The organism is Aeromicrobium sp. Leaf291 (assembly GCF_001423365.1).
Lineage (GTDB): Bacteria > Actinomycetota > Actinomycetes > Propionibacteriales > Nocardioidaceae > Aeromicrobium.
On the sequence record NZ_LMNM01000001.1, the window covers coordinates 478911 to 504550 of the forward strand.

At 72.4% G+C, this 25640-nt stretch carries 28 protein-coding genes; 14 read left to right on the forward strand and 14 right to left on the reverse strand.

From position 1 onward, the window contains the following. Positions 1 to 4: 4 nt before the first annotated feature. Both serA and ASF35_RS02435 read right to left on the reverse strand, forming a co-directional pair. Positions 5 to 1261 carry a phosphoglycerate dehydrogenase gene (gene serA / locus ASF35_RS02430; protein ID WP_055962281.1) on the reverse strand — a complete coding sequence of 419 codons (1257 nt, stop codon included), beginning with the start codon at positions 1259 to 1261 and terminating at the stop codon, positions 5 to 7. Between the two features lie 136 nt (positions 1262 to 1397). Continuing rightward, a complete protein-coding gene (locus ASF35_RS02435; protein ID WP_055962284.1) occupies positions 1398 to 1829 on the reverse strand; it encodes a PaaI family thioesterase in 432 nt (143 codons plus the stop codon). A gap of 81 nt (positions 1830 to 1910) precedes the next feature. Here ASF35_RS02435 and ASF35_RS02440 point away from each other — a divergent pair, with 81 nt between their 5' ends. From ASF35_RS02440 to ASF35_RS02465, 6 genes are all read left to right on the forward strand, one after another. After that, entirely contained in the window at positions 1911 to 2438 is a 528-nt protein-coding gene (locus tag ASF35_RS02440; protein WP_055962287.1) for a DUF305 domain-containing protein, read from the forward strand. Continuing rightward, the gene (locus ASF35_RS02445; RefSeq protein ID WP_055962290.1) at positions 2435 to 2755 is read left to right on the forward strand and encodes a metal-sensitive transcriptional regulator; all 321 of its coding nucleotides are present in this window, start codon (positions 2435 to 2437) and stop codon (positions 2753 to 2755) included. Before ASF35_RS02440 ends, ASF35_RS02445 begins: the two co-directional genes overlap by 4 nt. Before the next feature lie 40 nt (positions 2756 to 2795). Continuing rightward, entirely contained in the window at positions 2796 to 3020 is a 225-nt protein-coding gene (locus ASF35_RS02450; protein ID WP_055962293.1) for a heavy-metal-associated domain-containing protein, read from the forward strand. After that, complete coding sequence (locus ASF35_RS02455; RefSeq protein WP_255354043.1) at positions 3017 to 5197, forward strand: cation-translocating P-type ATPase; 2181 nt, start codon at positions 3017 to 3019, stop codon at positions 5195 to 5197. The genes ASF35_RS02450 and ASF35_RS02455 overlap by 4 nt, the downstream gene beginning before the upstream one ends. Positions 5198 to 5303: 106 nt before the next feature. Next, positions 5304 to 5798: a Dps family protein gene (locus ASF35_RS02460; protein WP_055962296.1), complete on the forward strand. Its 495-nt coding sequence runs from the start codon at positions 5304 to 5306 to the stop codon at positions 5796 to 5798. Positions 5799 to 6322: 524 nt separating this feature from the next. Then, a complete protein-coding gene (locus tag ASF35_RS02465; protein WP_055962299.1) occupies positions 6323 to 6670 on the forward strand; it encodes a hypothetical protein in 348 nt (115 codons plus the stop codon). Between the two features lie 16 nt (positions 6671 to 6686). Here the strand turns inward: ASF35_RS02465 and ASF35_RS18285 are convergent, their stop codons facing one another. Both ASF35_RS18285 and ASF35_RS18290 read right to left on the reverse strand, forming a co-directional pair. Next, positions 6687 to 7184, reverse strand: coding sequence for a GNAT family N-acetyltransferase (locus ASF35_RS18285; RefSeq protein ID WP_055962302.1), 498 nt, complete (start codon positions 7182 to 7184; stop codon positions 6687 to 6689). Further along, complete coding sequence (locus tag ASF35_RS18290) at positions 7181 to 7426, reverse strand: hypothetical protein (protein ID WP_055962305.1); 246 nt, start codon at positions 7424 to 7426, stop codon at positions 7181 to 7183. The genes ASF35_RS18285 and ASF35_RS18290 overlap by 4 nt, the downstream gene beginning before the upstream one ends. A 61-nt stretch (positions 7427 to 7487) precedes the next feature. Here ASF35_RS18290 and ASF35_RS02480 point away from each other — a divergent pair, with 61 nt between their 5' ends. Continuing rightward, positions 7488 to 8378, forward strand: coding sequence for a phosphotransferase (locus ASF35_RS02480; protein ID WP_055962307.1), 891 nt, complete (start codon positions 7488 to 7490; stop codon positions 8376 to 8378). A gap of 43 nt (positions 8379 to 8421) precedes the next feature. Next, on the forward strand, positions 8422 to 9273 hold the full coding sequence (locus ASF35_RS02485; RefSeq protein WP_055962312.1) for an SDR family oxidoreductase: 852 nt from the start codon (positions 8422 to 8424) through the stop codon (positions 9271 to 9273). A 21-nt stretch (positions 9274 to 9294) separates the two neighbouring features. Here ASF35_RS02485 and ASF35_RS02490 read toward each other — a convergent pair whose 3' ends face one another. Further along, on the reverse strand, positions 9295 to 10266 hold the full coding sequence (locus tag ASF35_RS02490; RefSeq protein ID WP_055962314.1) for an NAD-dependent epimerase/dehydratase family protein: 972 nt from the start codon (positions 10264 to 10266) through the stop codon (positions 9295 to 9297). Positions 10267 to 10339: 73 nt separating this feature from the next. On the opposite strand from ASF35_RS02490, the gene ASF35_RS02495 reads away from it, so the two are divergent. Then, complete coding sequence (locus tag ASF35_RS02495; RefSeq protein WP_055962318.1) at positions 10340 to 10642, forward strand: YbaY family lipoprotein; 303 nt, start codon at positions 10340 to 10342, stop codon at positions 10640 to 10642. Next, complete coding sequence (locus ASF35_RS02500) at positions 10642 to 12603, forward strand: ABC transporter ATP-binding protein (RefSeq protein WP_055962321.1); 1962 nt, start codon at positions 10642 to 10644, stop codon at positions 12601 to 12603. Before ASF35_RS02495 ends, ASF35_RS02500 begins: the two co-directional genes overlap by 1 nt. On the opposite strand, the gene ASF35_RS02505 is transcribed toward ASF35_RS02500, so the two are convergent. The 4 genes from ASF35_RS02505 to ASF35_RS02520 form a co-directional block, all read right to left on the reverse strand. Then, positions 12593 to 13438 (reverse strand): alpha/beta fold hydrolase, encoded by an 846-nt coding sequence (locus tag ASF35_RS02505; protein ID WP_055962324.1) that lies wholly within the window; start codon positions 13436 to 13438, stop codon positions 12593 to 12595. The genes ASF35_RS02500 and ASF35_RS02505 overlap by 11 nt on opposite strands. After that, complete coding sequence (locus ASF35_RS02510; protein ID WP_055962327.1) at positions 13428 to 14882, reverse strand: NAD-dependent succinate-semialdehyde dehydrogenase; 1455 nt, start codon at positions 14880 to 14882, stop codon at positions 13428 to 13430. The genes ASF35_RS02505 and ASF35_RS02510 overlap by 11 nt, the downstream gene beginning before the upstream one ends. 121 nt (positions 14883 to 15003) lie before the next feature. Further along, complete coding sequence (locus ASF35_RS02515; protein WP_055962330.1) at positions 15004 to 15903, reverse strand: ABC transporter substrate-binding protein; 900 nt, start codon at positions 15901 to 15903, stop codon at positions 15004 to 15006. 2 nt (positions 15904 to 15905) lie between these two features. Further along, the gene (locus tag ASF35_RS02520; RefSeq protein WP_235499091.1) at positions 15906 to 16580 is read right to left on the reverse strand and encodes a DedA family protein; all 675 of its coding nucleotides are present in this window, start codon (positions 16578 to 16580) and stop codon (positions 15906 to 15908) included. Positions 16581 to 16655: 75 nt separating this feature from the next. Here ASF35_RS02520 and ASF35_RS02525 point away from each other — a divergent pair, with 75 nt between their 5' ends. Then, positions 16656 to 18119, forward strand: coding sequence for a hypothetical protein (locus ASF35_RS02525; protein ID WP_055962333.1), 1464 nt, complete (start codon positions 16656 to 16658; stop codon positions 18117 to 18119). On the opposite strand, the gene ASF35_RS02530 is transcribed toward ASF35_RS02525, so the two are convergent. Together ASF35_RS02530 and ASF35_RS02535 are read right to left on the reverse strand one after the other, a co-directional pair. Next, positions 18061 to 18669, reverse strand: a complete 609-nt coding sequence (locus ASF35_RS02530; RefSeq protein WP_055962337.1) for a 4'-phosphopantetheinyl transferase superfamily protein — start codon at positions 18667 to 18669, stop codon at positions 18061 to 18063. The genes ASF35_RS02525 and ASF35_RS02530 overlap by 59 nt on opposite strands. Before the next feature lie 18 nt (positions 18670 to 18687). Further along, positions 18688 to 19179 (reverse strand): MarR family winged helix-turn-helix transcriptional regulator, encoded by a 492-nt coding sequence (locus ASF35_RS02535; protein ID WP_055962339.1) that lies wholly within the window; start codon positions 19177 to 19179, stop codon positions 18688 to 18690. Between the two features lie 110 nt (positions 19180 to 19289). Here ASF35_RS02535 and ASF35_RS02540 point away from each other — a divergent pair, with 110 nt between their 5' ends. Both ASF35_RS02540 and ASF35_RS02545 read left to right on the forward strand, forming a co-directional pair. Continuing rightward, positions 19290 to 19949, forward strand: a complete 660-nt coding sequence (locus ASF35_RS02540; RefSeq protein ID WP_055962342.1) for an FMN-dependent NADH-azoreductase — start codon at positions 19290 to 19292, stop codon at positions 19947 to 19949. Positions 19950 to 19998: 49 nt separating this feature from the next. After that, a complete protein-coding gene (locus tag ASF35_RS02545; RefSeq protein ID WP_162239296.1) occupies positions 19999 to 21201 on the forward strand; it encodes an MFS transporter in 1203 nt (400 codons plus the stop codon). Here the strand turns inward: ASF35_RS02545 and erm are convergent. Beyond that, positions 21198 to 21971 carry a 23S ribosomal RNA methyltransferase Erm gene (gene erm, locus ASF35_RS02550; RefSeq protein ID WP_055962348.1) on the reverse strand — a complete coding sequence of 258 codons (774 nt, stop codon included), beginning with the start codon at positions 21969 to 21971 and terminating at the stop codon, positions 21198 to 21200. The genes ASF35_RS02545 and erm overlap by 4 nt on opposite strands. A 317-nt stretch (positions 21972 to 22288) precedes the next feature. On the opposite strand from erm, the gene ASF35_RS02555 reads away from it, so the two are divergent. After that, positions 22289 to 23752: an MFS transporter gene (locus ASF35_RS02555; RefSeq protein WP_055962351.1), complete on the forward strand. Its 1464-nt coding sequence runs from the start codon at positions 22289 to 22291 to the stop codon at positions 23750 to 23752. Here ASF35_RS02555 and ASF35_RS02560 read toward each other — a convergent pair. Together ASF35_RS02560 and dnaB are read right to left on the reverse strand one after the other, a co-directional pair. Continuing rightward, positions 23739 to 24122: a hypothetical protein gene (locus ASF35_RS02560; RefSeq protein ID WP_055962354.1), complete on the reverse strand. Its 384-nt coding sequence runs from the start codon at positions 24120 to 24122 to the stop codon at positions 23739 to 23741. The two genes, ASF35_RS02555 and ASF35_RS02560, sit on opposite strands and share 14 nt — an antisense overlap. Before the next feature lies 1 nt (position 24123). After that, positions 24124 to 25521, reverse strand: coding sequence for a replicative DNA helicase (dnaB, locus tag ASF35_RS02565; protein ID WP_200931213.1), 1398 nt, complete (start codon positions 25519 to 25521; stop codon positions 24124 to 24126). Between the last annotated feature and the right edge of the window lie 119 nt (positions 25522 to 25640).

The window sequence follows — 25640 nt, forward strand, 5'->3', positions numbered from 1 at the left end:
CCGATCAGCTGAGCTGCCGCAGCCGGACGGTCTCGGGGAGAGCGGCGAGCTCGCCGAGCACGTCGGCCGTGACGGCCTCGGCCACGTCGGTCACGACGTAGCCCAGCTGGCCGCGGGTCGACAGCGACTGCGCCTCGATGTTGACGCCCCGCTCGCCGAGCAGGCCGTTGATGGTGGCCAGCACGCCGGGAGCGTTCTGGTGCACGAGCGCGATCCGCTGTCGGCTGTTGTCGGCCGGCAGGTTCATCTCCGGGAAGTTCACGCTCAGCGACGTGCTGCCGAACGCCGCGTAGGAGCGGAGCTTCGAGGCGACGAAGCGGCCGATGTCCTGCTGCGCCTCCTCGGTGGAGCCACCCACGTGCGGCGTGAGGATGACGTTCGGGATGCCGCGCAGCTCGGACTCGAACGGGTCACCCTGGCGCTTGGGCTCGACCGGGAAGACGTCGAGCGCGGCGCCGGCGATGTGACCGGACTCCAGGTGCGCGCGCAGGGCCGTCGTGTCGACGGCGATGCCACGGCTCAGGTTGAGGAACAGCGCTCGCGGCTTCATGAGGCGCATCTGCTCGTCGCCGAACAGGCCCGCGTTGCCGGGGCGACCGTCGACGTGCAGCGTCACGACGTCGGCCTGCTCGAGCAGCTCCTCCAGCGTGGAGCAGCGCTGGGCGTTGCCCAGGGCGAGCTTGTCGTCGATGTCGTAGAAGACGACCTTGAAGCCGAGCGCCTCGGCCACGACCGACAGCTGGCTGCCGATGTTGCCGTAGCCGACGATGCCGAGCGTGCGGCCGCGCACCTCGTGGCTGCCGGCGGCGGACTTGTTCCACACGCCGCGGTGCATGTCGGTGGACTTCTCGTGCAGGCGACGGGCGAGGGAGATGATCTCGGCGATCGCGAGCTCGACGACCGAGCGCGTGTTGGAGTAGGGCGCGTTGAAGACCGCCACCCCCTTGGCGCTCGTGGCCTCGAGGTCGATCTGGTTGGTGCCGATGCAGAAGGCACCGATGGCGATGAGGTCCTCGGCGGCCTCCAGCACCTTCGGCGTGATGTAGGTGGTGGAACGGATGCCGAGCAGGTGGACGCCCTGGATCGCCTCGATCAGCTCGTCCTCGCCGAGCGCACCGGCGTTGGTCTGCACGTCGTATCCCTTGCCGCGCAGGAAGTCGCGTCCGTCGGCGTGGATGTTCTCGAGCAGCAGGACCTTGACGTCGGCGTCGTCGATCGTCGTGGCCGGCTGGGTGGCGTGGGGGTTCACGGTCATCATCATGGGGGACGTCCTCGGGTCAGCGGTGTCGGGGCTGACGCGGGGCCCAGGCGAACGGTCCCTTGTCTGGTGCAGTCGTGCGGAGGTCGGGCTCCCTGGTGGTATCCACCTCAACGCCAGTCGCGCCGACCACCCCAGTCTACGGGGTGCGGTAGGAGCCCACGAACTTCTCGAGCACCTCGGGCGGGATGGGCTGGTCGAGGTTGGCCAGACGCACCTGGCCCTGCGCGATCAGCTTGCCGTCGGCCCCGGTCGAGTCGAGGTGCCAGAGCTGCTGGGTGCGGCCTCGGTGGATGGGGGTCGCGGTGACCGTGATCGTGTCGCCGACCTTGGCCTGACGGATGAAGTCGGTCGAGTTGTTGGTGCCGACCACGACACCCTTCTCGCCCAGCCACATCTGCCCGGCCACGCTCGCGGTCGACTCGTGGACCGCGCAGTAGATGCCGCCGTGGGGGATGCCGAAGGGCTGGAGGTGGTGCTCGGTGATCGTGAACCGCACGACCACCTTGTCGGGAGTCAGCTCGACGTGCTCCACGCCGAGCACGCCGTCGAGGCCGGGAACGTCGCTCATGGGGCGAGCGTAGGACCTCTGACGGATCGATCGACGAGCGGGCGACTTGAAACCCCTACCCCCTAGGGGTATACAGGAGGCATGCACCGACTCATCCTCGTCCTCCTCGCCGCCGTGGCGCTCGCGGGCTGCGGCTCGCCGAACACCGTCTCGGCCGACCCCGCCGACGTGACCTTCGCCCAGCAGATGATCCCGCACCACCAGCAGGCGGTGGAGATGTCCGAGCTGGCGCTCGACCCCGCCCGTGAGGCGTCCGATCCGGTGCGCGACCTCGCCGGCCGCATCGGCGACGCCCAGCAGCCGGAGATCGAGACCATGCAGGGCTGGCTCGAGGACTGGGACGCGAAGGCCGAGGACCACGGCGACCACGACATGGGTGGCATGACCGGCATGATGAGCGACGACCAGATGAGTGCGCTCGCCGCGGCCACCGGCACCGACTTCGACCGAATGTGGCTACAGATGATGATCGAGCACCACGAGGGCGCCGTGGAGATGGCCGAGACCGAGATCGCCGACGGTCAGGACTCCCGGGCCAAGGCCCTCGCGCGGGCGATCATCGACGCCCAGCGCGCCGAGATCACCGAGATGACGAGGCTGCTGGCATGACCGAGATCCACGATCCCACCACCGAGGCCGGCGTCGTCCCCGGCTACTCCGACGACAAGAAGGCGGTGCTGGCCCGGCTGCGTCGTGTGGAGGGCCAGGTGCGCGGACTCACCCGCATGGTCGAGGACGACACCTACTGCATCGACGTGCTCACCCAGGTGAGCGCCACCACCAAGGCCCTCGAGGCCGTCGCACTGAAGCTGCTCGACGAGCACCTCGCGCACTGCGTCGTCGACGCCGCCCGCAAGGGCGGACCCGAGGCCGACGCCAAGGTCGCCGAGGCCTCGGCCGCGATCGCCCGGCTCGTCCGGTCCTGATCAGCAGCCCACCGATTCCCCGCCCGAAGGAGGGCACACCATGAGCACCACCACCTACGCCGTCACCGGCATGACCTGCGAGCACTGCGTCGCCGCGGTCACCCAGGAGCTCTCGTCCGTCGAGGGCGTCACCGACGTCACCGTCGCGCTCGTCCCCGGCGGCACGTCCGACGTCACGGTCACCGGCCCCTCCGAGCCGTCGCTCGACGCCGTCGCGTCGGCCGTGGCCGAGGCGGGCTACACCCTGGAAGGACCCGCGTCGTGAACACCCAGGAGACCGTCCGCCTCGACGTGCACGGCATGAGCTGCACGTCGTGCGCGATGCGCGTCGAGAAGCGGCTCAACCAGCTCGACGGCGTGGAGGCGAGCGTCAACTACGCCACCGAGAAGGCCACCGTGCACGTGCCCGAGGGCACCGACCACCAGGTGCTGCTCGACGCCGTCGCGGCCACCGGCTACGAGGCCACGCTGCCCGACGCCCACCGCGGGCACGGCGACCACGCCGGGCACGAAGGTCTCCACGGGGCCCCCTCGATGCGGCGGCGAGCCGTCGTGTCGGCGGTCCTGAGCCTGCCGGTCCTCGTGCTGTCGATGGTCCCGGCCACGCAGTTCACCGGGTGGCAGTGGGTGGCCCTGGCCCTCGCCACACCCGTCGTCACGTGGGGTGCCTGGCCCTTCCACCGCGCCACCGCGACGAACGCCAGGCACGGCGCCGCGACCATGGACACCCTCGTGTCCGTCGGCGTCGGCGCGGCCTACCTGTGGTCGCTGTGGGCGCTGTTCTTCGGCGGTGCCGGGATGCTCGGCATGCGGATGGAGTGGTCGTTGACCGGTGGCGGGTCCCACGAGATCTACCTCGAGGTCGCCGGCGTGGTCACCACCTTCGTGCTCGCCGGGCACTACCTCGAGGCCAACGCCAAGACGCAGTCCAGCGCTGCGCTGCGGGCCCTCATGGACCTCGGCGCGAAGACCGTCACGCTCCTGCGGGACGGCCGCGAGGAGCAGGTCCCCATCGACGACGTCGCGGTCGGCGACGTGTTCGTGGTGCGGCCCGGCGAGACGATCGCCACCGACGGCGAGGTCGTCGACGGCGCGTCCGCGGTCGACGAGTCGATGCTCACGGGCGAGTCCGTGCCCGTCGAGGTCGGCGAGGGCGACGCCGTCACCGGCGCGACCGTGAACGTCGGTGGCCGGCTCGTGGTGCGCGCCACCGCCATCGGCTCCGACACCCGCCTGGCGCAGATGGCCCGGCTCGTCGAGGAGGCGCAGGAGGGCAAGGCCGAGGTGCAGCGCCTCGCCGACCGCGTGTCCGCCTGGTTCGTCCCCGGCGTCATCGCGCTGGCCCTGCTGACCTTCGCCGGGTGGCTCGTGATCGGCGGGACCCTCACGCAGGCGTTCGTCGCGTCGGTGGCCGTGCTCATCATCGCCTGCCCCTGCGCCCTCGGGCTGGCCACGCCCACCGCCCTCATGGTGGGCACCGGTCGCGGCGCGCAGCTGGGGATCCTCATCAAGGGCCCGCAGGTGCTGGAGTCGACCCGGCGCATCGACACCGTGGTGCTCGACAAGACCGGCACCGTCACGACGGGCGAGATGCGGGTCGTCGACGTCGCCCCGGCACCCGGCGTCGAGATCGGACGGCTCCGGGCGCTCGCCGCCGGCGTCGAGCACGCGTCGGAGCACCCGGTGGCGCGCGCCGTCGCCGCGCTCGTCGACCAGCCGCTTCCGGTCACCGACTTCGCCAACCACCCCGGCATGGGCGTGAGCGGTGTCGTGGACGGGGTGATGGTCCGGGCCGGTCGTCCGGGCTGGCTCGGCCACGACGTCGCGTCGTCGGCGCACGTGGGCACCACCATCGCCGTGGAGGCGGACGGTGCGCTGATCGGCACCGTGACGGTGGCCGACACGGTCAAGCCGACGTCGCGCCAGGCCGTGGCCGACCTGCGCGACCTGGGTCTGGAGCCCGTGCTCCTCACCGGTGACGCCCGGGTGGTCGCCGACGCGGTGGCGCAGGAGGTGGGCATCGAGCAGGTCGAGGCCGAGGTGACCCCCGACGACAAGCTCCGCACCGTGCAGCGGCTGCAGGCCGAGGGCCGCGTCGTGGCCATGATCGGCGACGGCGTGAACGACGCCGCCGCGCTCGCCGCCGCCGACCTCGGCATCGCTATGGGCACCGGCACCGACGTGGCCATCGCGGCGTCCGACCTGACGCTCGTCTCCGGCGACCTCGGTTCCGCGGTCGACGCGGTCCGGCTGGCCCGCGCGACCCTGCGCACGATCAAGACGAACCTGTTCTGGGCGTTCGCCTACAACGTGGCCGCGATCCCGCTCGCCGTCTCCGGCCTGCTCAACCCGATGATCGCCGGTCTGGCGATGGCCGCGAGCAGCGTCCTGGTCGTGACCAACAGCCTGCGCCTGCGTCGGTTCCGCGGCCAGGACAGGTGAGCCTGGGCTCCGTGAGGGGAGGCTGATCTTCGTTGCGCACGATGGAATTTCCCGCGAGGGTGGTGGTTGTAGAAGGAAGAACCTGACTGAGAAGGACGTGCACCACATGACCTCGACCACCCACACCGACGCCCCCTCGGCCCTCGCGACCACGTCGGAGATCGCGGCCGGCGTCGCCCAGTTCCTCACCCCCGTCGTCCACGACCTCGAGGCCCTCGTCGTCGATGGCAAGCAGGCCCACTGGCACGTGCGCGGCGGCAGCTTCGCCGGCGTCCACGCACTGCTCGACGACCTCGTCGCCCACGCGCAGGACTTCGCCGACACGGCCGCCGAGCGCATCGTCGCCCTCGGCCTCCCGCTCGACTCGCGTCTGGCCACCGTGGCCGCCAAGTCGACGCTGCCGGCGCTGTCCGACGGCTTCCAGCCCTGGCAGACCACCGTCGCGCAGACCGTCGCGCAGATCGACGCGGCCCTCGTGACCGTGCGCGCGGCCGTCGCCGGCCTCGACGACATCGACCTGTCGAGCCAGGACGTCGCCATCGAGATCGAGCGTGGCCTCACCAAGGACCGCTGGCTGCTCCAGGCGCACATCGCCGCCTGAGCCTCGCCCGCTCGTCGAGCCCGATCCGCTGCTGCGGGTCGGGCTCGCTGCGTTCCAGGCCGGAGTCGCTGATCTGCGACGTCGAGCTGCGGAGGGGGTGGGGCTGCGTCGCCTCGGCTGGCTCTGGTCTCGATCTCCGAAAGGGCCTCGACGGAGCAGACGCCCATGGCCTGCTCGAGCCTGCCGTCCGTGCCTGTCATCGGTGGATCCTCAACCTCAGGAGCACTCCTGCAGTTGAGGATCCACCGATGGGTGAGTCAGGGCCGCCCCATCGGTGGATCTGCAACCTCACGCGCCGCCCTGCGGTTGAGGATCCACCGATTGGGGTAGAGAAGGCGGTGGCCCGGGAGCTCGGCCGGGTCGCTGGGAGTCGCCCGGTCGAGGCCCTTTCGGAGACCGCACCCAGCACCAGCCGAGGCAGCGCAGCCCCGACCCCGACCCGACCCCACGAGCCCCCCGCCGCGAATCGTAGTGACATAGGCCACCCTTGCCTCACACGAGGCAGGTAAGCCTATACTCACCTCATGAGGTCCCACCGCCGTCGCACCCCGCTGCAGCACGTGCTGCTGGCCGGCTGCGCCGACGACCTGGTGGTCCTGCAGTCGGTGCTCGCGATGCTTCCGTCCGACGTCTACGGACAGGTGGTCGTGGAGATCGAGCCCGACGTCGCGCTGCCCGAGCTCGACACCCCGGCGCGCGTGACCGTGCACCGGGTGTGGCCCGGCGCCGCCGACCGCGCCGTCGCCGCGTGGATCGCCGAGTGGATGCCCAGCGAGCCCGACGCCGCCCGCACCGTGGGCCTGTGGATCAGCGCCGGCTCGAGTGCCCGCGCCGTCCCGCTCGAGCTCGACGTCGTCGCCCAGACGATCTGACCCCGGCCCGCGCGCCTCACCTGTCGAGGTGGATGGCCATCCACACGTCGTCCACGGGTGTGCCGTCGATGACGAACTCGCCGACCAGCACGCCCTCGACGGCGAACCCGCACCGCTCGTAGAGACGACGCGCGGTCGGGTTGGTGCCCAGGACGCGCAGCGTCACCTTGGCCGCACCCTCGGCGCGGGCCCGCTCGACGGCGGCGCGCACGAGGGCCTCGCCGACGCCGCGACCCTGCGCGGCCGGCAGCACGCCCAGTCCGTCGATGATCCGCACGTGAGCGTGGCTCGCCAGGTCCCCGGCAGGGTGCAGCCCGACGTAGCCGACGACGCCGCCGTCGAGCTCAGCCACCAGGAAGCCCTCGGGCCCGCCGTGCTGCTCACGGAAGAACGCGGGGTCCCGCTCCCGGTCCGGCGGGCTGCCGGGCGACCACCTCGGGCTCCACGTGACGTGGTCGATCTCGAGCAGCTCGGCGTCGTCGCGCGTGGTTGCCGACCGGATGACGGCGCTCACCCGACGGGGGTGCCGAAGGCGAGGACGAACACGACCCAGCCCGCCCAGAGAGTCGCGCAGCCGGCGGCGATGGCCCGTCCCGCCGGGTGGGCACGACGACACCGCCAGAGAGCCAGACCCACGAGGACAGGACCGAGGATCGGGCTGCCCAGCAGGAGCGCCACCAGCACCGTGCCGACCAGGTATACGTCGTGCACGTCGGCCTGGATGGTGGTCCGCCTGGCGTCGGGCAGCGTGCTCATGGCGACATCGTCCCACCACGAGGGCTCCCTCGTGGTCCTTCGATCCACCTATGCTGACGCGATGACCCATCCGTGGCGTCCCGAGCGCGAGATCACCGTCGCCGAGGCCACCGCTGCCGTGCGCGGGCTGGGACTCGCCGGTGACGACGTCCGCCAGGTCGCGGCGGGGTGGGACAACTCGATCGTCGCCGTCGACCACACGTGGCTGTTCCGCTTCCCGCGACGCTCGATCGCGCTGCCCGGGGTGGAGCGGGAGGCGCTCCACCTTCCGCGTCTGGCACCGCTGCTGCCGCTGCCGATCCCGATCCCACGCCACCACGGCACCTACGGCGAGCCGCCCTGGCCGTTCTGGGGCGCCGAGGTTCTGCCCGGGACCGAGCTCGCCGTGACCGCGCACGCCGACGTCGAGTCCGTCGCCGGCGCACTCGGCCGCTTCGTGCGGGCCCTGCACGACGTGCCGCTCGACCCGACGCTCCCGGTCGACCCCATGGGGCGGGCCGACGCCGTCGACCGCGCCGCACGCACCCGGGTCATGCTCACGGACCTGCGGTCCGCCGAGGTCTGGCGCGACGACACCGCGCTCGACGCCCTGCTCGAGCGCGCGGACGGCGCACCACCGGCGCCGGACCAGGTGGTCACCAGCCACGGCGACCTCTACGCCAGGCACGTCCTCGTCGACGACGCCGGCCAGGCGTGCGGCGTGATCGACTGGGGCGACCTGTGCGTGGCGCACCCCGGCGTCGACCTCGCCTTCGTGTTCAGCGCCCTCGCGCCCCAGCACCGCGCGGCGTTCTGGGCCGAGTACGGCGACGTGGACGACGACACCGTCCTGCGGGCGCGCACGATGGCCGCGTTCTCGGCCGCCGCGGTCGCGTCCTACGCACGTGACACCCGGCTCGACGCGCTGCTGACGTCGGCGCTCGAGCGGCTCGCGACGGTCGCCGTCGACTGACACCGCTGGGAACAGGCCACGCTCGCCGCTCGTTGAGCAGGGCATGACCACCATCGCCGTCACCGGAGCCACCGGCACCCTCGGTGGGCTCACCGCACGCCACCTCGCCGACGCGGCGTCGACCGACGGTGCCGACGTGCGGCTTCTCGTGCGCGACCCGAGCCGCGCCCCCGACCTCGGGTTCAGCCTGTGGGAGTGCAGCTACTCCGACGGACCGAACCTGCGTGAGGCGCTCGCCGGCGTGGACACGCTCTTCTTCGTGTCGGCCCACGAGAGCGACGCGCGGGTCGACGAGCACCGGTCCGTCATCGAGGCCGCACAGGACGCCGGCGTCGGGCACGTGGTCTACACGTCGTTCGTCGGGGCGTCCGCCGACAGCACCTTCACGCTGGGCCGCGACCACGGCGCCACCGAGGACCTGCTGCGCGAGTCCGACCTCGGCTGGACCTTCCTGCGCGACAACTTCTACGCGGAGGTGTTCACCCACTTCGCCGACGCCGACGGCGTGATCCGAGGACCTGCCGGCGCCGGCCGGGTGGCCGCGGTGTCCCAGCGCGACGTCGCCGCCGTGGCCGCGCACGTGCTGCAGGACCCGGCGACCCACGCGGGCCGTGCCTACGACCTGACCGGTCCCGACGCCCTCACGCTCGACGAGGTGGCTGCCGCGCTCACGCAGGTGACCGGACGTCCGCACCGCTTCGAGGACGAGACCCTCGACGAGGCCCGCGCCAGCCGCGCCCACTACGGCGCGCCCGACTGGCAGCTCGACGCGTGGATCAGCACCTACACGGCGATCCGCGACGGTGAGCTCGCTGCCGTGAGCGGCGACGTCGAGCGTCTGCTGGGTCGCCCGGCGACGTCGTTCGCCGACGCGGTCGCCGCCGCAGCGCACTAGCGATGGCCTGAGGGACGGGAGCTAGAGGAGCGCGAGCAGCTCCCGCTCCTCGGCGCGGGTGAGGCCGGCCCTCCGCGGCCGGTCGATGCCGCGGGCCCGCTCGTCGGCGAGGGTGTCGACGGCGGTCTCCTCGAGGGAACGACGACGCAGACCGGCGTGCCCGGCGTGGCTCGTGTCCATGCGGACCATGCCGCCGTCCTCCTCCGGGAGCCACAGCGGCAGGGACCGCTCACCCGACCACGGCTGCACGCCGAGCTCCTCGAGACGCGCCGGGTGCACCGGCACGAGCCTGCCCCGGTGGCCCACCGCAGCGGCGATCCGCACGAGCGCGTCGCCCAGCGGCAACGACTCCCCAGCCAGGTTGAGCACGCCCGTGACCGAGCGCCCCGTGGCGTCGACGGCGAAGGCGGCGGCGTCGCGCACGTCGACCACCTGGCACAGACCGTCGGGCGGGTCGGGCACGAGCACGTCGTCCTCACCGGCCGAGCCGAGGCGCGCGGGCCAGTAGCCGAAGCGGTCCGACGGGTCGCCCGGTCCGGCGATCAGGCCGGCTCGCAGCACCAGCGCTCCGGGGTGGGCGCGTACCGCCTGCTCGCACGCGACCTTGCCCTCCCCGTACTGGTCGGGGTCGACCGTGTCCCCGACCGCGGGAGGGCGGAGCGGGTCGTCCTCGTGCATCGGGAGGGCGGGATCGGCGTAGACGTTGCCGGTCGAGACGAAGGTCCAGCGCCGCGCGTCGGCACCGAGCGCGGCGAGCGCCGACCGCACGTGGCCCGGCTGACGGGCGACGTCGACCACCGCGTCCCACGGGCCCTCGACGTCGTCGTACGCGTCGGCGTCGTCGCGGTCGGCCCGCACCCACTGCGCACCCTCGACCACACTGCCGCTCTCGCCACGCGCCAGACAGGTCACCTCGTGGCCCCGCGCGAGCGCCTCACGCGCGATCTCGCGTCCGAGCCACGCCGTGCCGCCGAGGACCAGCCACCGTTCCATGCCCCACCCGACCACGGCGGGGCCGCCCGGCGCCAGGGATGTTCACCCAGGGCCAAAGGCCTAGGCTCGGTGCATGAGCTCCCTCGACGTCCTCTCCGTGACCGGAACCGCTGCGATCCGCGAGAAGATCGCCCTGCCCGGCGGTGGAGTCCTCTCGGTCAAGCTCGTCTCGCCCGACGGCGAGGTGCTGGCCGCCGTCGCCGTGAAGGCCACCGACGGACCGACCCCGTTCGAGCTCTCCGCCGACCCCGCGCTCGTGCCCGACCCCGACGCCGTGCGCCTGTGGGCCATGCTGCGCACCGAGGTCGGCGTGTGGGGCACGCCCGAGCTGGTCTCCGTCCGCGAGGAGCTGATGTTGTCGCGGGTCGACGCCTGATGCCGCGGGGCGCACAGGTCACCCACCTGACGAAGGAGGAGATCACCGCGGCCGATGCACCCGTGCTCGGCCGCATCGCGTCGCTCCTGCGCCCCTACCGTGGTCAGCTCGTGCTCGTGTGCGTGGCGGTGGTCGCCGCCGCCGCACTCACGTCGGTGATCCCGTTCCTCACCCGGGCGGTCTTCGACGACGCCCTGTTCCCGACCGACGGCAGCGCGGCCGACCTCGGCCTGCTCGGCAAGCTCATCGCGTTCATGTGCCTCATCCCGGTCGTGACCGCGCTCATCTCGGTGGGCCAGAACTGGCTGACCGCCACGATCGGGAACTCGGCCATGGCCGACCTGCGCAGCCAGCTGTTCGCGCACCTGCAGACGATGGAGCTGGCGTTCTTCACGGCCACGAAGACCGGTGCGATCCAGTCACGGCTGGCCAACGACGTCGCGGGCGTGCGCACGGTGCTCACCGACACCGCCACGACGATCCTGCAGAACACCGTCACCGTGATCGCGGCCGTCGTGTCGATGGTGCTGCTCTCGTGGCAGCTGACCGTCCTGACGCTGATCCTCATGCCGGCGTTCATCGCCATCCAGCTGCGCGTCGGCCGACGCCGCCAGAAGCTGGCGCGACGCACGCAGGAGTCGCTGTCGGAGATGACCGCGATCACCGAGGAGTCGCTGAGCGTCTCGGGCATCCTGCTGTCGAAGGTGTTCGGGCGCGGCGAGTCCGAGACCGAGCGGTACCGCGAGGCGAACCGGGTGCAGGCGCGCCTCCAGGTGGCGCAGGCGATGACCGGCCGCACGTTCTTCGCGACGGTCCAGACGTTCTTCGCCATCACGCCCGCGCTCATCTACCTGCTCGCCGGGCTGATGATCACCGGCGGGCTGCCGGGAGGGTCGGAGGCGCTGACGGCCGGCACGCTCGTCGCGTTCACCACGCTTCAGGCCCGGCTGCAGATGCCGCTGCTGCAGCTCATGCGCGTCACGCTCGACGTGCAGACCTCGCTCGCGCTGTTCCGTCGCATCTTCGAGTACCTCGACCTCGAGCCCGCCGTGAAGGAGAAGCCCGGCGCCGTGGCGCTGCCCGCGGTGCGCGGCGACGTCGAGCTCCGTGACGTCTGGTTCCGCTACCCGGAGCCGAGGTCCCTCACCGGTGGCCGCGGAGGTGACCGGTTCGGTGAGTCGACGGTGCGGATCTCCCGTCCCGACGGGTCGACGGCGCCGTCCGTCGACGACACGTGGGCTCTGCGCGACGTGTCGCTGCGGATCCGACCCGGCCAGCTCGCGGCCATCGTCGGGCCGTCGGGGTCGGGCAAGACCACTGCCACCTACCTGGTGCCGCGGTTCTACGACGTCACCCGCGGTGCCGTGCTGATCGACGGCCACGACGTGCGCGACCTGACCCTGGACTCGGTGACCGGCTCCGTCGGCATGGTCACGCAGGAGCCGTACCTGTTCCACGGCACGATCCGAGACAACCTCGCCTACGCCCGTCCCGACGCCACCGCCGCCGAGATCGAGCAGGCGGCCCGCGACGCGAACATCCACGACCGCATCCTCAGCTTCGCCGAGGGCTACGAGACGATCACCGGCGAGCGCGGCTACCGGCTGTCCGGCGGTGAGAAGCAGCGGCTCGCGATCGCCCGCGTGCTCCTCGCCGACCCCCGCATCCTCATCCTCGACGAGGCCACGTCGGCGCTCGACACCGAGACCGAGCGGCTCGTGCAGCAGGCCCTGGAGCGGGCCCGCGCCAACCGCACCACCATCGCCATCGCGCACCGGCTCTCCACCATCCACGACGCCGACGTCATCTTCGGCATCGAGGACGGCGTCCTCGTCGAGCAGGGCACCCACGACGAGCTGCTGAGCGCCGGCGGGCTGTACGCCCGGCTCTACGTCGAGCAGTTCCAGTCCGGCCGGGGTCCGCAGCGTCCCGACGACCGCCGGGCCGACGTCAGCGTGTGACCGACCCCAGCCAGCGGGTCAGGTCGGCGGCGAGCGCCTCCGGTGCGTCGAGCTGGACCAGGTGACCCGCCCCGTCCAGCACGGTGAGGCCGGCGTGAGGCATGAGCTCCACGAGCCGATGAGCACGGTCCACGGGGATCCAGGCGTCGGCCGACCCCCAGACCACGTGCACCGGTTCGTCGATGTCGCCGTAGCGCGGCTCGACCTCGTCGGTGTGCCGCTCGTCGGCCTGGGCGATCTGGCGGTAGAACGCCGGCTGTCCGAGGTCGCCGGTCCAGGGGTCGACGAGCATGGCGAGGTCGTCGTCGCGCAGTGACCGCGACGCGGCGCCGCGGACGTAGGCCTCCACCGCCCCTCGGTGGACCGCGGGAGGAAGCTGCTCGAGGACGTCCGCGTGCTGCTGCACGAGCGTGAAGAAGTCCGACCCCCACGGCGAGAGGGCGACCACGTCGACGAGGCACAACGACGCGTAGCGGACGTCGTGCAGGAGACGGGCGCGCAGGGCGACGGCGCCACCGATGTCGTGGGCCACGACGTGAGGTCGGTCCAGACCCCATTCCATGAGCAGGTCGGCGAACAGCTCACCCTGGGTGCCGAGGTCGACGGCGTCCTCCGGCCGCTTCGAGGAGGAACCGAAACCCGGCATGTCCCACAGGTGGACCGTGAAGTCGCGCGCCAGCGCGTCCGCGATCGGGCGCCACAGGGCCGACGACCACGGGGTCCCGTGCAGCAGGACGAGCGGCGGGCCGACGCCGAACCGGTCCCACGCCACGGTGCGCCCGCGCCAGGTCAGCGACCGCCGGAGGACGCGGGCCGACGCAGACTCAGAGCCCACCGAGCCCCACGTACTTCGTCTCGAGGTACTCCTCGATGCCCTCGGCGCCGCCCTCGCGGCCGAAGCCGGAGGCCTTCACGCCGCCGAACGGGGCGGCGGGGTTGGAGACGATGCCCTGGTTGATGCCGACCATGCCGGTCTCCAGGCCCTCGTACACGCGGACCGCGCGGGCGTAGTCGGTGGTGAAGGCGTAGGCGACGAGCCCGTACTCGGTGTCGTTCGCCAGGCGCAGCGCCTCGTCCTCGTCGGTGAAGGTGAAGATCGGGGCGACCGGGCCGAAGATCTCCTCGGTGGTGACCTTCGCCGAGAGCGGGACGTCGGTGAGGACCGTCGGCGGGTAGAACCACCCCTGACCGTCGGGCACCTGGCCTCCGGTGAGCACGGTGGCGCCCTTCTCCACGGCGTCGTCGACGAGCTCGGCCACCTTGTCGCGCTGCTTCTCCTCGACGAGGGGGCCGACCTTGACGTCGTCCTCGAGGCCGTCGCCGACCTTGAGCGCGGCCATCTTGTCCGCGAGCTTGGTGGAGAACTCCTCGGCGACGTCGGCGTGGACGATGAACCGGTTGGCGGCGGTGCACGCCTCGCCGATGTTGCGCATCTTGGCGAGCATCGCGCCCTCGACGGCCGCGTCGACGTCGGCGTCGCCGAACACCAGGAACGGGGCGTTGCCGCCGAGCTCCATCGAGACGCGGAGCAGGCCCTCGGCGCTCTGCTCGACCAGCGACCGGCCGACCTCGGTGGAGCCGGTGAACGTGAGCTTGCGCAGACGCGGGTCGCGGATGATCGGCTCCATCACCTCGCCGGTGCTCTTCGTGGTGACGACGTTGAGCACGCCCTCGGGCACGCCCGACTCCTCGAGCACCTTGGCGAGCCACAGCATGGTGAGCGGCGTGAGGCCCGCGGGCTTGACCACCATCGTGCAGCCGGCGGCGATGGCCGGCGCGATCTTGCGGGTGCCCATCGCGAGCGGGAAGTTCCAGGGCGTGATCATCAGGCACGGGCCCACCGGCTGCTTCAGCGTGAGCAGACGCGTGGCGCCGTTGGGTGCCACCGAGTAGCGGCCCGAGATGCGCACCGCCTCCTCGGAGAACCAGCGCAGGAACTCCGCGCCGTACGTGATCTCGGCCTTGCTCTCGCTGAGCGGCTTGCCCATCTCGAGGGTCATGATCGTGGCCAGCTCGTCGGCGCGAGCCGTGACCGTCTCGAAGGCGGAGCGCAGGATCTCGCCGCGGTCGCGCGGCGGCACCTTCGCCCAGCCCGCCTGCGCGGCCACGGCGGCGTCGATCGCGGCCTTGCCGTCGTCGACCGTGGCGTCCGCGACCTGCACGAGCGTGGAGCCGTCGGCGGGGTTCTCCACCGCGAACGTCGAGCCGCCGCTCGCGTCGCGCCAGGAACCGCCGATGAACAGCTGGGTGGGGACGTCGGGGAGGGCTGAGGAGGTCATGGTTCGAGGCTAGACCTGCTGCCCTCGCGCGCACCTCCTCACCGGTCGATCGCCGAACGGCGCGTCACCGCGGCAGGCGAGCACGCCGTCCTCGACCTCGACAGCTGGGAGGTGGGCGGCGCTACGGCACCCGCCGCACGTGCAGCGAGGGCTCGACGACGTCCGGGTGAAGCACCGAGGCCATCGCCTCGACCCCGTCGACCAGCCGAGGACCCGGTCGCACCACCACGGCGTTGCCGTCGATCGCCCACACCTGGGCGTCGGGCAGCTCCCGCACCACCACCGCGGCCTGCTCGGCCGCGCCGTCGAGCCCGTAGCCGCACGGCGCCACGAGGACGACGTCGGGCCGCTCCGCCCGCAGGCCGTCCCACGCCGACGGGCCGGACGGGGTCCCCGGGTGCATGCCCACCGGCTCGCCGCCGGCAGCCGCCACCTGGTCGGGGATCCAGTGGCCACCCGTGAACAGCGGGTCCACCCACTCGACCACGGCCACCCTCGGCCGTGGCCGGCCCTGCGCCGCGGCGGCGACCGCAGCGAGCCGCTCACGCAGTCCGGCCACGACGTCGCGCCCGCGACCGGGCACACCCGCCGCGGCGGCGACCCGCTCCACCGAGGCCAGCACGTCCTCGAGGGTGTGCGGGTCGAGCGTCAGCACGTCGGCGCTGCAGCCCAGGTGCGCCAGCGCCTCGTCGACCCGGTCGGTCGGCAGCGCGCACACGCGACACAGGTCCTGGGTGAGCACCAGGTCGGGCTCGACGTCGGCCAGTGCTCCCTCGTCGAGGGTGTACAGGTCCACCCCGGCGGCTCGACGTTCCCGGACGTACGCGTCGATCTCACCGGGCGTCCAGCCGCTCGTGTCGGCGCCGGTGACCACCACCCGGTGGTCCAGCCGCGCCCGGGCCGGCTCGTCGCACTCGAAGGTCACGGCCGCGAGCCGGTCGTCGAGGCCGAGGGCGTAGACGATCTCGGTGGCCGACGGCAGCAGCGACGCGATCCGCGAGACGGCCACGACGTCGCCCACGGTCAGCGCTCCCGGTGGAAGCGCGGCAGCTGGCGGACCCGCACCACGACGAAGACGGCGATGACGAGCAGCACGCCGAGGATGACGACCTTCTGGAACGTGTCGGCGTACGGCTCGACCTGCTCCCAGTTCTCGCCCAGCCGGTAGCCGGCGATGACGAAGATGCTGTTCCAGATCAGGCTGCCGGCCGTCGTGAGCAGGAGGAACAGCGCGAACGGCATCTTCTCCACGCCCGCCGGCAGCGAGATCAGGCTGCGGAAGATCGGCACCATCCGGCCGAAGAAGATCGCCTTCGTCCCGTGCTTCGCGAACCAGGCCTCGGTGCGCTCGAGGTCGCTGACCTTGAGCAGCGGGACCTTCTCGAACACCCACACGGTGCGGTCGCGTCCGTAGCCGCGACCCAACCAGTAGAGGATCGCGGCACCGATGACCGACCCTGCCGTCGTCGCGAACAACGCACCGGCCAGGGAGAACGTGCCCTGCGCGGCGGCGAAGCCGGCCAGGGGCAGGATGATCTCGCTCGGGATCGGTGGGAACAGGTTGTCGGCCCCCACGGCGATGGCCGCACCCACCAGCCCGAGCCGGTCCATCAGGTCGACGGTCCAGCCGGCGAGGCCGCTGTCGGGACCCGTGGAGGTGGCGGACTGCACGAGTGCGGTCGACAGGGCGCTGATCACGGTGCCGAGGGTACCTGCGTCGGCCCACCCGCCCCGGTCGCCTTCCTGCGCCGACGGCGTCGTTACGGTCGGAGCATGCGATCCGTGGGCGCGACCCTGACGGCTGCCCTCGTCGTGGTGGCTCTCGTGGCCGGTGGCTGCACCGGTGGACGGTCCGCCGGCGCCGAGGACGGTCCGGTGGTCACGCGCTCGCCCGCGAAGGGCGTCGACGTCATCGACGTCCCGACCCCGGCCAGCGCAGCCCTCGGGGTGAGTCGCCGCCTGTTCGACAGGTCCGAGGTGGTGGTCCTCTCGTCACCGGACCCGGAGGTCCAGCAGCTCGCCGAACGGGCCGCGCGGCGCCTGGGCGTGCCGATGCTGCTGCCCGGACCTGCCGTGCCGGCCGAGATCGAGCGCCTGGGCGCGCGCACCGTGCTCGGCATCGGCACCGCTCCCGACGTCGCCGGGCTCCAAGAGGTCGAGCCCACACGCGCCGCGGTCGACGCGGCCGTGGACGACCTCCCCCGCGCGGACGTCGAGCCACGCGACGTCGTCGTGCTCACCCGCGCACCGGGTCCCAACCGCGCCGCCGTCACGACGGCGCGCACGGCCGGGGCCACCGTGCTGCGCGCACCCGACGCCGACCCGCGCTCCGCCCCCGACGTGGTGGCGGCCCTCCGCGACCGGCCGAAGGCGGCGGTGATCGGCCTCGGACGCCCGTTCCGCCACGGGCTCGGGTACCAGGTGATGGCCGTCCGGCGGAACCTGGAGCAGCCCGGCGGCGGGCTGCTCGCCTTCCCCGGTCGGCACGTCGTCGCGCTCTACGGCCACCCGGGGACCCCGTCGCTCGGCCTCCTCGGCGAGCAGGGGGTGGGTGCCACCGTGAAGCGTGCCGAACGGGTCGCCGACCGGTACCGCGCGCAGACGAAGGCGAAGATCGTGCCCGCGCTCGAGATCATCGCGACCGTCGCGTCGGCATCGAAGGGCAAGGACGGCGACTACTCCGCCGAGGCCGACGTGAAGGACCTGCTGCCGCTCGTGCGCGCCGCCGAGAAGGCCGGGCAGTACGTGGTGATCGACCTGCAGCCGGGTCGGACCGACTTCCTGACCCAGGCGAAGCGCTACCGGTCGCTGCTGCTCCGGCCGCACGTGGGCCTGGCGCTCGACCCGGAGTGGCGGCTGAAGAAGGGCCAGAAGCACCTGCGCCAGATCGGGTCCGTGAAGGCGGCCGAGGTCAACCGCGTCTCCGCATGGCTCTCGAGGCTGACCCGCGAGCAGCGGCTGCCGCAGAAGCTCTTCGTGCTGCACCAGTTCTCGACGTCGATGATCAAGGACCGCGCGAAGGTCGTGACCACCCACCCGGAGCTCGCCACCGTCATCCACGTCGACGGTCAGGGCACCCCGGCCGCCAAGAAGGGCACCTGGGCGACCATCCGCCGCGGAGCACCCGACGGCGTGCACTGGGGCTGGAAGAACTTCCACGACGAGGACGAGCCGATGCTCACGGCCCGGCAGACCTGGAACGTACGACCACGTCCGGACCTCGTGACGTACCAGTGACGGCCAGGGAGGCCACCACGCCCGCGGGCACCCCGTGCGCGGGACCGAGGTCGACCAGGTGGACCGGCCGCGGGTCGGCGACGTCGACGACCGACCACGAGACGAGCTCCGCAGGGTCGTGAGCCGCGGACACCGCCAGCTGGGACGGGTCCGCGGCGAGCCCCACACCGACCGCCTTCAGCACGGCCTCCTTGCGGGTCCACGTGCGCAGCAGTGCCGACGACGTCGGTGCAGGGGCGTCGTGCGGCCCGAGGGCGACGTCGGCCAGGTGCTCGACGTCGGTGTCGAGCGGCTCCAGGTCGACCCCGACCCGGGCTCCCTGCACGACCGCGACGAGGGCGAGCCCACCGGCGTGCGCCAGTGACAGGCCGAGGGCGGGCTCGTCGGTGACGACCGGCTGCCCGTGGCCGCTCGAGCCGCACCCGGGGCACGTCCGCACGACCTCCACGTCGGCGCGGCCGAGACGCTCGGCCGCCCCGCGCTCCAGCAGCTGCTGACCGGGGCGCCGCTCGCCGGGGGCGACCGGGGCCCACCAGAGATCGACGCGCACGGCGTCAGCGTAGGGCGCTCAGCACGCCGGCGGGTCGGCCGAGCAGAGCGAGTGGTCCGCGGGTGCGTCGGCCGCGACACGCGCCAGCAGCGACCTGAAGACGTCGGCCTCGTCGGCGGACAGGCCGGCCAGCACGCTGCGCTCGACCTCCTGGATGCGATCGGTCGTCTCGCGCAGGACCGTCTCGCCGTCCGACCGCAGCACGACCTGACGGGCTCGCCGGTCGGCGGGGTCCGGCCGGCGCTCCACCAGGCCGGCGCGCTCGAGGTCGTCGACCAGGTAGGTCATGACGGTGCGGTCGATGCCCAGGCTCGCGGCGAGCGTGGCCTGGTTGCTGCACTCCCCCTGACCGGCGAGCGACAGCACCTGGAACCCCCGCGGTCCACCGGGTAGCTCGGCCACGGCGTCGTGGGCCGCGTCGAGGTAGCGCCGCAGCACCGCGCCGAGAGCCTGGCCGAGGTCGACCCGCGCGGCGGCGGGTTCCCGTGCGAGGGCGGGGGTCTCGGTCATGACCCCATCGTAGCGCGACCTGCGTCCGTGACGATCATCACGATTGCCGATCATCGTCTTTGTATATGATCTGCGTGACAGACGATCTCTTCCGACTTCAGGAGCACCCCATGACCACCATCTTCCGGCTGGACTCCAGCATCCGCGTCGAGGGCTCGACGAGCCGCGCCGTCGCCGACACCCTCGAGGCCGCCATCGTCGAGGCCGAGGGCGACGGGGTCACCGTCACCCGACGCGACGTCGGCACGCAGCCCCTCGACGGCTCGCTCTGGGGCACCTCCGCGTTCGCGGGCTTCGTGCCCGAGGAGTCGTGGACGCCCGAGCAGCGCGCGGCCAAGGCGCAGGCCGCGCAGCTCGCCGACGAGGTCGTCGAGGCGGACGTCCTGATCATCGCCACACCGCTCTACAACTTCGGCGTCTCGGCCCACCTCAAGCTCTGGATCGACACCGTCATCTCCGACCCGCGCTTCGCGCCCGGGACCGAGACGGTGCGGGGCAAGCCCGCCTTCCTCGTCGTCGCGAAGGGTGGCGGCTACGGCGAGGGAACCCCCCGCGCCGGCTGGGACCACGCGACGGCCTACCTGCGCCGCATCCTCGAGGACGTGTGGGGCCTCGACCTCGACGTCATCGAGACCGAGCTGACGCTCGCCGAGGTGACGCCCCAGATGGCCGAGCTCCGCGACCTCGCCCGCGAGCAGCTGGCCGAGTCCCACGAAGCCGCTCGCGCGAGCGGCCGCTCGGTGACGCTGAAGCTCCGGTCGGCGGCCTGACCCTGCGAACGGGACCGGGCGACCCCCGCCCGGTCCTACGCTGACGCTCGTGGACCGAGCTCGCGTCGCCGTCAGCACTGGATTCCTGCTCCAGGGCTTCACCTTCGCCGCGATCGTCACCCAGACGCCCCGCCAGCAGGACCGGTTCGGCCTCGACGAGGCGGACGTGACGCTGATCCTCGTCGTCGTCGCGGCGATCGCCGGCCTCGGCAGCGTGCTCGCCGGGATCCTCGCGACGCGACGGTCCAGTGCCGCGGCGCTCACCACGTCGCTCGTGGCCATCGGCGTGGGTGCTGCGGCCATCGGCTGGGCGCCCAGCCACCCGCTGCTGCTCGCGGGGTTCGTGGTCTACGGGATCGCGCTGGGCGGGGTGGACGCCACGATGAACATGCAAGGGGTCCGCGTGGAGGGGCTGCGCGGCCGCAGCATGATGACGGGGTTCCACGCCTGCTGGAGCATCGGCGGCATCGTGGGCGCCGGCTACGCGGCCCTGGCCTCGCGACTCGACGTCTCGGTCGCCGCGAACCTGACGGTGGCGGCGGTCCTCGTCGTCGCAGCCGCGCTGGTCGTGCGTCGCGACCTGGTCGTCGACGCTCCGGGCAGCCACGTCGAGGACCTCGTCGCGGCCGCGACGGTCCGCGTGCCGTGGCGGCCGGTGCTGCTGTTCGGCCTGGTCATCTGCCTGTTCTACGCCGCCGACACCGGCACGGGGACGTGGAGCAGCGTGTACCTGGAGGACGCGATGGACGCCTCGGCCGGGCTCGTCCCGCTCGGCTACGCCGCCTACCAGGCGGGCGCCCTGGTCTCCCGTCTCTGCGGCGACCACCTGGTACGTCGCGCGGGCGCGGCCTCGGTGGTCGCCGCCGGGACGGCGCTCGGACTGGTCGGCTACGTCGCCGTGCTCGTCGCACCGTCGGCGGTGGCCGCGGTGGTCGCCTTCTTCGTGGTCGGTCTCGGGCTCGCGGTCGTCGCGCCGCTCGGCTTCGCCGCGCTCGGTGCCGCCGTGCCGCCCGAGGCCGCCGACGCGGCGATCGCCCGGATGAACATCGCCAACTACGTGGGGGCGATCCTCGGCGGCGGTCTGATCGGAGCGGTGGCCGAGGGTGGTGATCTGCGCTGGGCCTTCGTCGTGCCGCTGGTTCTCGTGGCACCGATCCTCCTGCTGGCTCGCTCGTTCGGCCGGGCCGATCCCGCGGCGCGACGACCTGCCGACCAGACCTCCCCCGACCCGGCTCCCACCGACCCCACCTAGCCCGACGCCGACCGCCACAACGTGGCCCACTGCTCGGGGCTGACGTCGCGCGGGAGCCCCCTCGGGTCCACCCCGGCACCGACGCACCACCGTCGGGTCGTCGCGACCGGTGTCGACGTGGCGCGCGCCAGCACCTCGGCGAGCCCGCGGCCACGGCCGGTGAACACGCGTCGCACCAGCTCGGCGTAGCGCCGCTGGTCCGCCGGGGGGACCAGCGGCTCCGGTCGGCGACGCACCAACAGCAGCCCACCGTCGACGCTCGGGCGTGGACGGAACGCAGCGGCCGGGACGCGGTCGTGCAGCGCGAAGGTGAACCACGGGGCCGTCTGGGCGGTCATCATGGTCGACCCACCCACACCGGCCCGCTTGCGAGCGACCTCCCACTGCACGAGCAGGACCGCATCGGTCCAGACGGGTGCTGCCAGGACCTTTCGCAGCAACGGGGTGGTGAGGTGGAAGGGCAGGTTGCCGACCACCACGCGGCTGCGGGGTCCGAACCGGTGCTGCGTGGCGTCGGCGTGCACCACCTCCACGCCCGGCAGCTCCCGACGGAGCGCGGCGACCCGGTGCTCGTCGAGCTCCACGGCGGTGAGGGGCCGGCCGAGATCGGCGAGGGGACGGGTCAGGGCGCCTCGTCCGGCGCCGATCTCGAGGATCGGCCCGCGGGTGCGGCGCACGAGTCGGATGATCGCCTCGACGGTGCGAGGGTCGTGCAGGTCGTTCTGGCCGAGCTCGGCTCGGCCACCGTGCTGGGAACGGTGAGTGGGCATGCGTGAACGCTCCGTGGCGTCGTCGGGTCAGGACGCTTGCGGCGGCGCGTACGTGCGACGGTGTCGAGCAGCGGCGCCGTCAGGCGCGGCGCTCGCGGACCGTGCGGGTGGCGGCCACCATGGCCGCACCGATCAGGGTTCCCATGGCGACCATGGTGCCAGACCCGCCGGTCGGGCTGCTGTCGCCGCCCTGGCGCCCGGTGCCCTCTCACCCCGCGCCCCGTCGCCCTGCACCGGTCACCACGCGCCCGGTAGCCTCGCAGGGTTGCGATCCGCAACCACTCCCGACGCCACCTGAAGACCCGGAGGACCCGCCCGTGACGACGCCGCGCCGACGTCAGCTCGTCACGTTCACCGTCCTCACCCTCGCCGTCGCGTCGTTCACGCTCCTGCAGTCGCTCATCATCCCGGTCCTGCCGCTGATCCAGGACCACTTCGACACCACCCAGAGCACCAGCACGTGGGTGCTCACCGCCTACCTGCTGTCCGCGTCGGTCTGCACGCCGCTGCTCGGCCGCATCGGCGACGCGTACGGCAAGAAGCGGATGATGGTCATCGTCCTCGTGGCGCTGGCGATCGGCTCGCTCATGGCGGCGCTCGCGCCCAGCATCGGCTGGCTGCTCGTGGCCCGCGTGGTGCAGGGACTCGGCGGCGGCGTGCTGCCGCTCTCGTTCGGCATCATCCGCGACGAGTTCGACGACCAGCGCCGCGGGCGCGCCCTCAGCATCATCGCCTCCCTGGCCGCCGTGGGCTTCGGCGTCGGCATCGTGCTCGGCGGCCCGATCGTCGAGGTGCTCGGCTACGCCTGGCTGTTCTGGCTGCCGATGATCGCGACCGCGATCGCGGCGCTCGGGGCGGCGTTCCTCGTGCCGGAGTCGCCGGTCCTCACCCCCGGTGGCATCCCGGCGACGCCGGCCGTGCTGCTCGCCGCCTGGCTCGTCTGCCTGCTGCTGCCGGTCAGCCAGGGGAACGTGTGGGGCTGGACGTCGTGGCCCGTGCTCGTCCTCCCGGCGCTGGCCGTGGTCCTGCTCGTCGTCTGGGTCGTGGTCGAGCTGCGCGCCGACGTGCCGCTCATCGACATGGCGATGATGCGCCGGCGTGGTGTCTGGACCGCCAACCTGGTCGCGGCCGGCGTCGGCTTCGGCATGTTCGCGGCGTTCGGCTTCCTCCCGCAGCTGCTGCAGACCCCCACCGAGGCCGGGTACGGCTTCGGGGCCACGACCACCGAGTCGGGTCGGCTCATCGCACCGTCGGCGCTCGCGTCGTTCCTCGTCGGGTTCGTCACGGCCCAGCTCGTCGCCCGCCTCGGCGCCAGGACCGTGATCCTCACCGGCACGCTGCTCAACGGCCTCGCCTTCGCGTCCATCGCCCTGTTCCACGACCAGACCTGGCAGCTCTACGCGGCGATCACCGTGCAGGGCATCGGTGGTGGTCTGGTGTTCTCGAGCCTGGCCAACGTCGTGATCGCGTCGGTCCCGGCGCACCAGACCGGGGTGGCGAGCGGCATGAACGCCAACATCCGCACCATCGGCGGATCCATCGGGTCCGCCGTCATGGCGGCCATCGTGACGAGCAGCACCGGCGTCGGCGGGTTCCCGCTCGAACGCGGCTACACCGTCGGCTTCCTGGTGCTCGCCGGTGCGATGTTCGTGGCCGCCCTGGCCTCGCTCCGCATCCCCGACATCCGCGCCGTCGACCAGGAGGCGGTCGAGGACTCCACCGACCTCGCCGACGAGCCGGCCGACGCGTCGCCGGTCGCCGTGCCCGTCACGTCACGCTGAGCTCGGCCAGCCGCTGCACGAGAACGGCGTACTGAGGCGCCACCCGCCCGGGATCGGCCGGGCGCGCGACCGTGGTGCCACCGGAGACGATCTCGTGGGGCGCGAACTGCTCGCGCGTGAGGTCGACCTCCGAGCCGTCGGGCAGACGATTCCACCAGTGGAAGTCGACGCGCTCGCCGTCGACGTGCACCTCGCCCCTGACCAGCTCTCCGCCCAGGTGGTCGTGGACCACCAGGACCGTGGTGATGCACTGCCCCCGCGCGGGGTTGCCCGGGTGCCACACCGACCGGTCCTCCGGGGCGCAGGTGTCCGGCCCCCAGGCTCGACGCAGCGCGCCGGCCAGCTCCGCGACACCTGCCGGGGCCGTCACGTCAGCCGCCGTAGAACTCGCCTGCGGCAGCACCGGGCGACGGCTCGGCGTCGCGAGCCATGGGGGTGAAGCGCGAGTAGTGGCCCTGGAAGCTGACGGCGACCTTGTTGGTCGGTCCGGAACGGTTCTTGGCCACGATGATGTCGGCCTCGCCGGGCCGCTCGGACTCGCCCGCGCTCGTGGCGTCGGGCCGGTTGATGAGGAAGACCATGTCGGCGTCTTGCTCGATCGATCCGGACTCGCGCAGGTCGGAGATCTGCGGGGTCTTGTCGGTGCGCTGCTCCGAGCCACGGTTCAGCTGGCTGATGGCGATCACCGGGACGTTGATCTCCTTGGCCAGCAGCTTGATCTGGCGGCTGAACTCCGAGACCTCGACCTGGCGGTTCTCGACCTTCTTGCCCGAGGTCATGAGCTGCAGGTAGTCGATGACGATGAGCCCCAGCTTGCCGTCGGCCGCCTTCTGGATGCGCCGGGCCTTCGACCGGATCTCGGGCATCGTCATGTTGGGCGAGTCGTCGATGGTGATCGGCGCACCCTGCACCCGCGGCATGACCCGGCTGACCGAGTCCCAGTCGCGGTCGGTCATGCCGCCGCCCCGCATGTGGTGGATGGCGACCTTGGCCTCGGCCGAGAGCAGACGCATGGCGATCTCGGCGCCCGACATCTCCAGGCTGAAGATGGCCGACGGGACGTTGTTCTTGATGGAGGCGGCGCGGCAGAAGTCGAGCCCGAGGGTGCTCTTGCCGACGCCGGGCCGGGCGGCGACGACGATCATCTGGCCGCCACGGAAGCCGGTGGTGAGCTTGTCGAGGTCGGGGAACCCCGACTCCAGGCCGGCCATGTCGCCGTCGCGGCTCTGGATGTCGTCGATCTCCTGGATGGTCTGCGCCATCAGCTCGGAGATGACCCGGTAGTCGTCGGTGCCGCTGCTGCCGTCGACGTCGAGCACCTCGGCCTGGGCGCGGTCGACGATCTCGGCGATCTCGCCGGTCTCGGCCCAGCCGAGGCCGGCGATCTTCTGGCCGACCTCGATGAGGCGGCGCAGGATGGCCTTCTCGCGGACGATCTCAGCGTAGTAGTCGACGTTGGAGGCGATGGGCACGCCGGCCACGAGCGTGTGCAGGTACGGGGCGCCGCCCACGCGGGTGAGGTCGCCGCGGCGCTGCAGCTCGGCGGAGACCGTGATGGCGTCGGCGGGCTCGCCGCGCTGGGCGAGGTCGACGATCGTCTCGAAGATGGCCTCGTGGGCGGGGCGGTAGAAGTCGCGGCCCTCGAGGAGGTCGGCCGCCGGGTCGATCGCCATCTTGCTGAGCAGCATGGCGCCCAGGACGCTCTGCTCGGCCGGGAGGTCCTGCGGCGGGACGCGTCCGGCGGGGACGTCGTCGGGCTCAGGCCCCATCGCGTGCAGATCGGCGACAGTCACCGGCATCCTTCCTCTCTTCGCCCACCCCACGGTAGGTCGGACCTCGGACACCGCCGCCCCTGGTGATGGCGCACAGCCTCACCGGCCGGGCGGGT

What these genes read in the sequence shown, in the direction of transcription:
- ASF35_RS02510 (WP_055962327.1), bottom strand. Translation starts at nt 14,882, where the DNA reads ATGACCTCCTCAGCCCTCCCCGACGTCCCCACCCAGCTGTTCATCGGC.
- ASF35_RS02495 (WP_055962318.1), top strand. Translation starts at nt 10,340, where the DNA reads ATGAGCTCCCTCGACGTCCTCTCCGTGACCGGAACCGCTGCGATCCGC.
- ASF35_RS02535 (WP_055962339.1), bottom strand. Translation starts at nt 19,179, where the DNA reads ATGACCGAGACCCCCGCCCTCGCACGGGAACCCGCCGCCGCGCGGGTC.
- ASF35_RS02540 (WP_055962342.1), top strand. Translation starts at nt 19,290, where the DNA reads ATGACCACCATCTTCCGGCTGGACTCCAGCATCCGCGTCGAGGGCTCG.
- ASF35_RS02485 (WP_055962312.1), top strand. Translation starts at nt 8,422, where the DNA reads ATGACCACCATCGCCGTCACCGGAGCCACCGGCACCCTCGGTGGGCTC.
- ASF35_RS02525 (WP_055962333.1), top strand. Translation starts at nt 16,656, where the DNA reads ATGCGATCCGTGGGCGCGACCCTGACGGCTGCCCTCGTCGTGGTGGCT.
- ASF35_RS02500 (WP_055962321.1), top strand. Translation starts at nt 10,642, where the DNA reads ATGCCGCGGGGCGCACAGGTCACCCACCTGACGAAGGAGGAGATCACC.
- ASF35_RS02465 (WP_055962299.1), top strand. Translation starts at nt 6,323, where the DNA reads ATGAGGTCCCACCGCCGTCGCACCCCGCTGCAGCACGTGCTGCTGGCC.
- ASF35_RS02490 (WP_055962314.1), bottom strand. Translation starts at nt 10,266, where the DNA reads ATGGAACGGTGGCTGGTCCTCGGCGGCACGGCGTGGCTCGGACGCGAG.
- ASF35_RS02460 (WP_055962296.1), top strand. Translation starts at nt 5,304, where the DNA reads ATGACCTCGACCACCCACACCGACGCCCCCTCGGCCCTCGCGACCACG.
- ASF35_RS18290 (WP_055962305.1), bottom strand. Translation starts at nt 7,426, where the DNA reads ATGAGCACGCTGCCCGACGCCAGGCGGACCACCATCCAGGCCGACGTG.
- ASF35_RS02480 (WP_055962307.1), top strand. Translation starts at nt 7,488, where the DNA reads ATGACCCATCCGTGGCGTCCCGAGCGCGAGATCACCGTCGCCGAGGCC.
- ASF35_RS02435 (WP_055962284.1), bottom strand. Translation starts at nt 1,829, where the DNA reads ATGAGCGACGTTCCCGGCCTCGACGGCGTGCTCGGCGTGGAGCACGTC.
- serA (WP_055962281.1), bottom strand. Translation starts at nt 1,261, where the DNA reads ATGATGATGACCGTGAACCCCCACGCCACCCAGCCGGCCACGACGATC.
- dnaB (WP_200931213.1), bottom strand. Translation starts at nt 25,521, where the DNA reads ATGGGGCCTGAGCCCGACGACGTCCCCGCCGGACGCGTCCCGCCGCAG.
- ASF35_RS02450 (WP_055962293.1), top strand. Translation starts at nt 2,796, where the DNA reads ATGAGCACCACCACCTACGCCGTCACCGGCATGACCTGCGAGCACTGC.
- ASF35_RS02445 (WP_055962290.1), top strand. Translation starts at nt 2,435, where the DNA reads ATGACCGAGATCCACGATCCCACCACCGAGGCCGGCGTCGTCCCCGGC.
- erm (WP_055962348.1), bottom strand. Translation starts at nt 21,971, where the DNA reads ATGCCCACTCACCGTTCCCAGCACGGTGGCCGAGCCGAGCTCGGCCAG.
- ASF35_RS02440 (WP_055962287.1), top strand. Translation starts at nt 1,911, where the DNA reads ATGCACCGACTCATCCTCGTCCTCCTCGCCGCCGTGGCGCTCGCGGGC.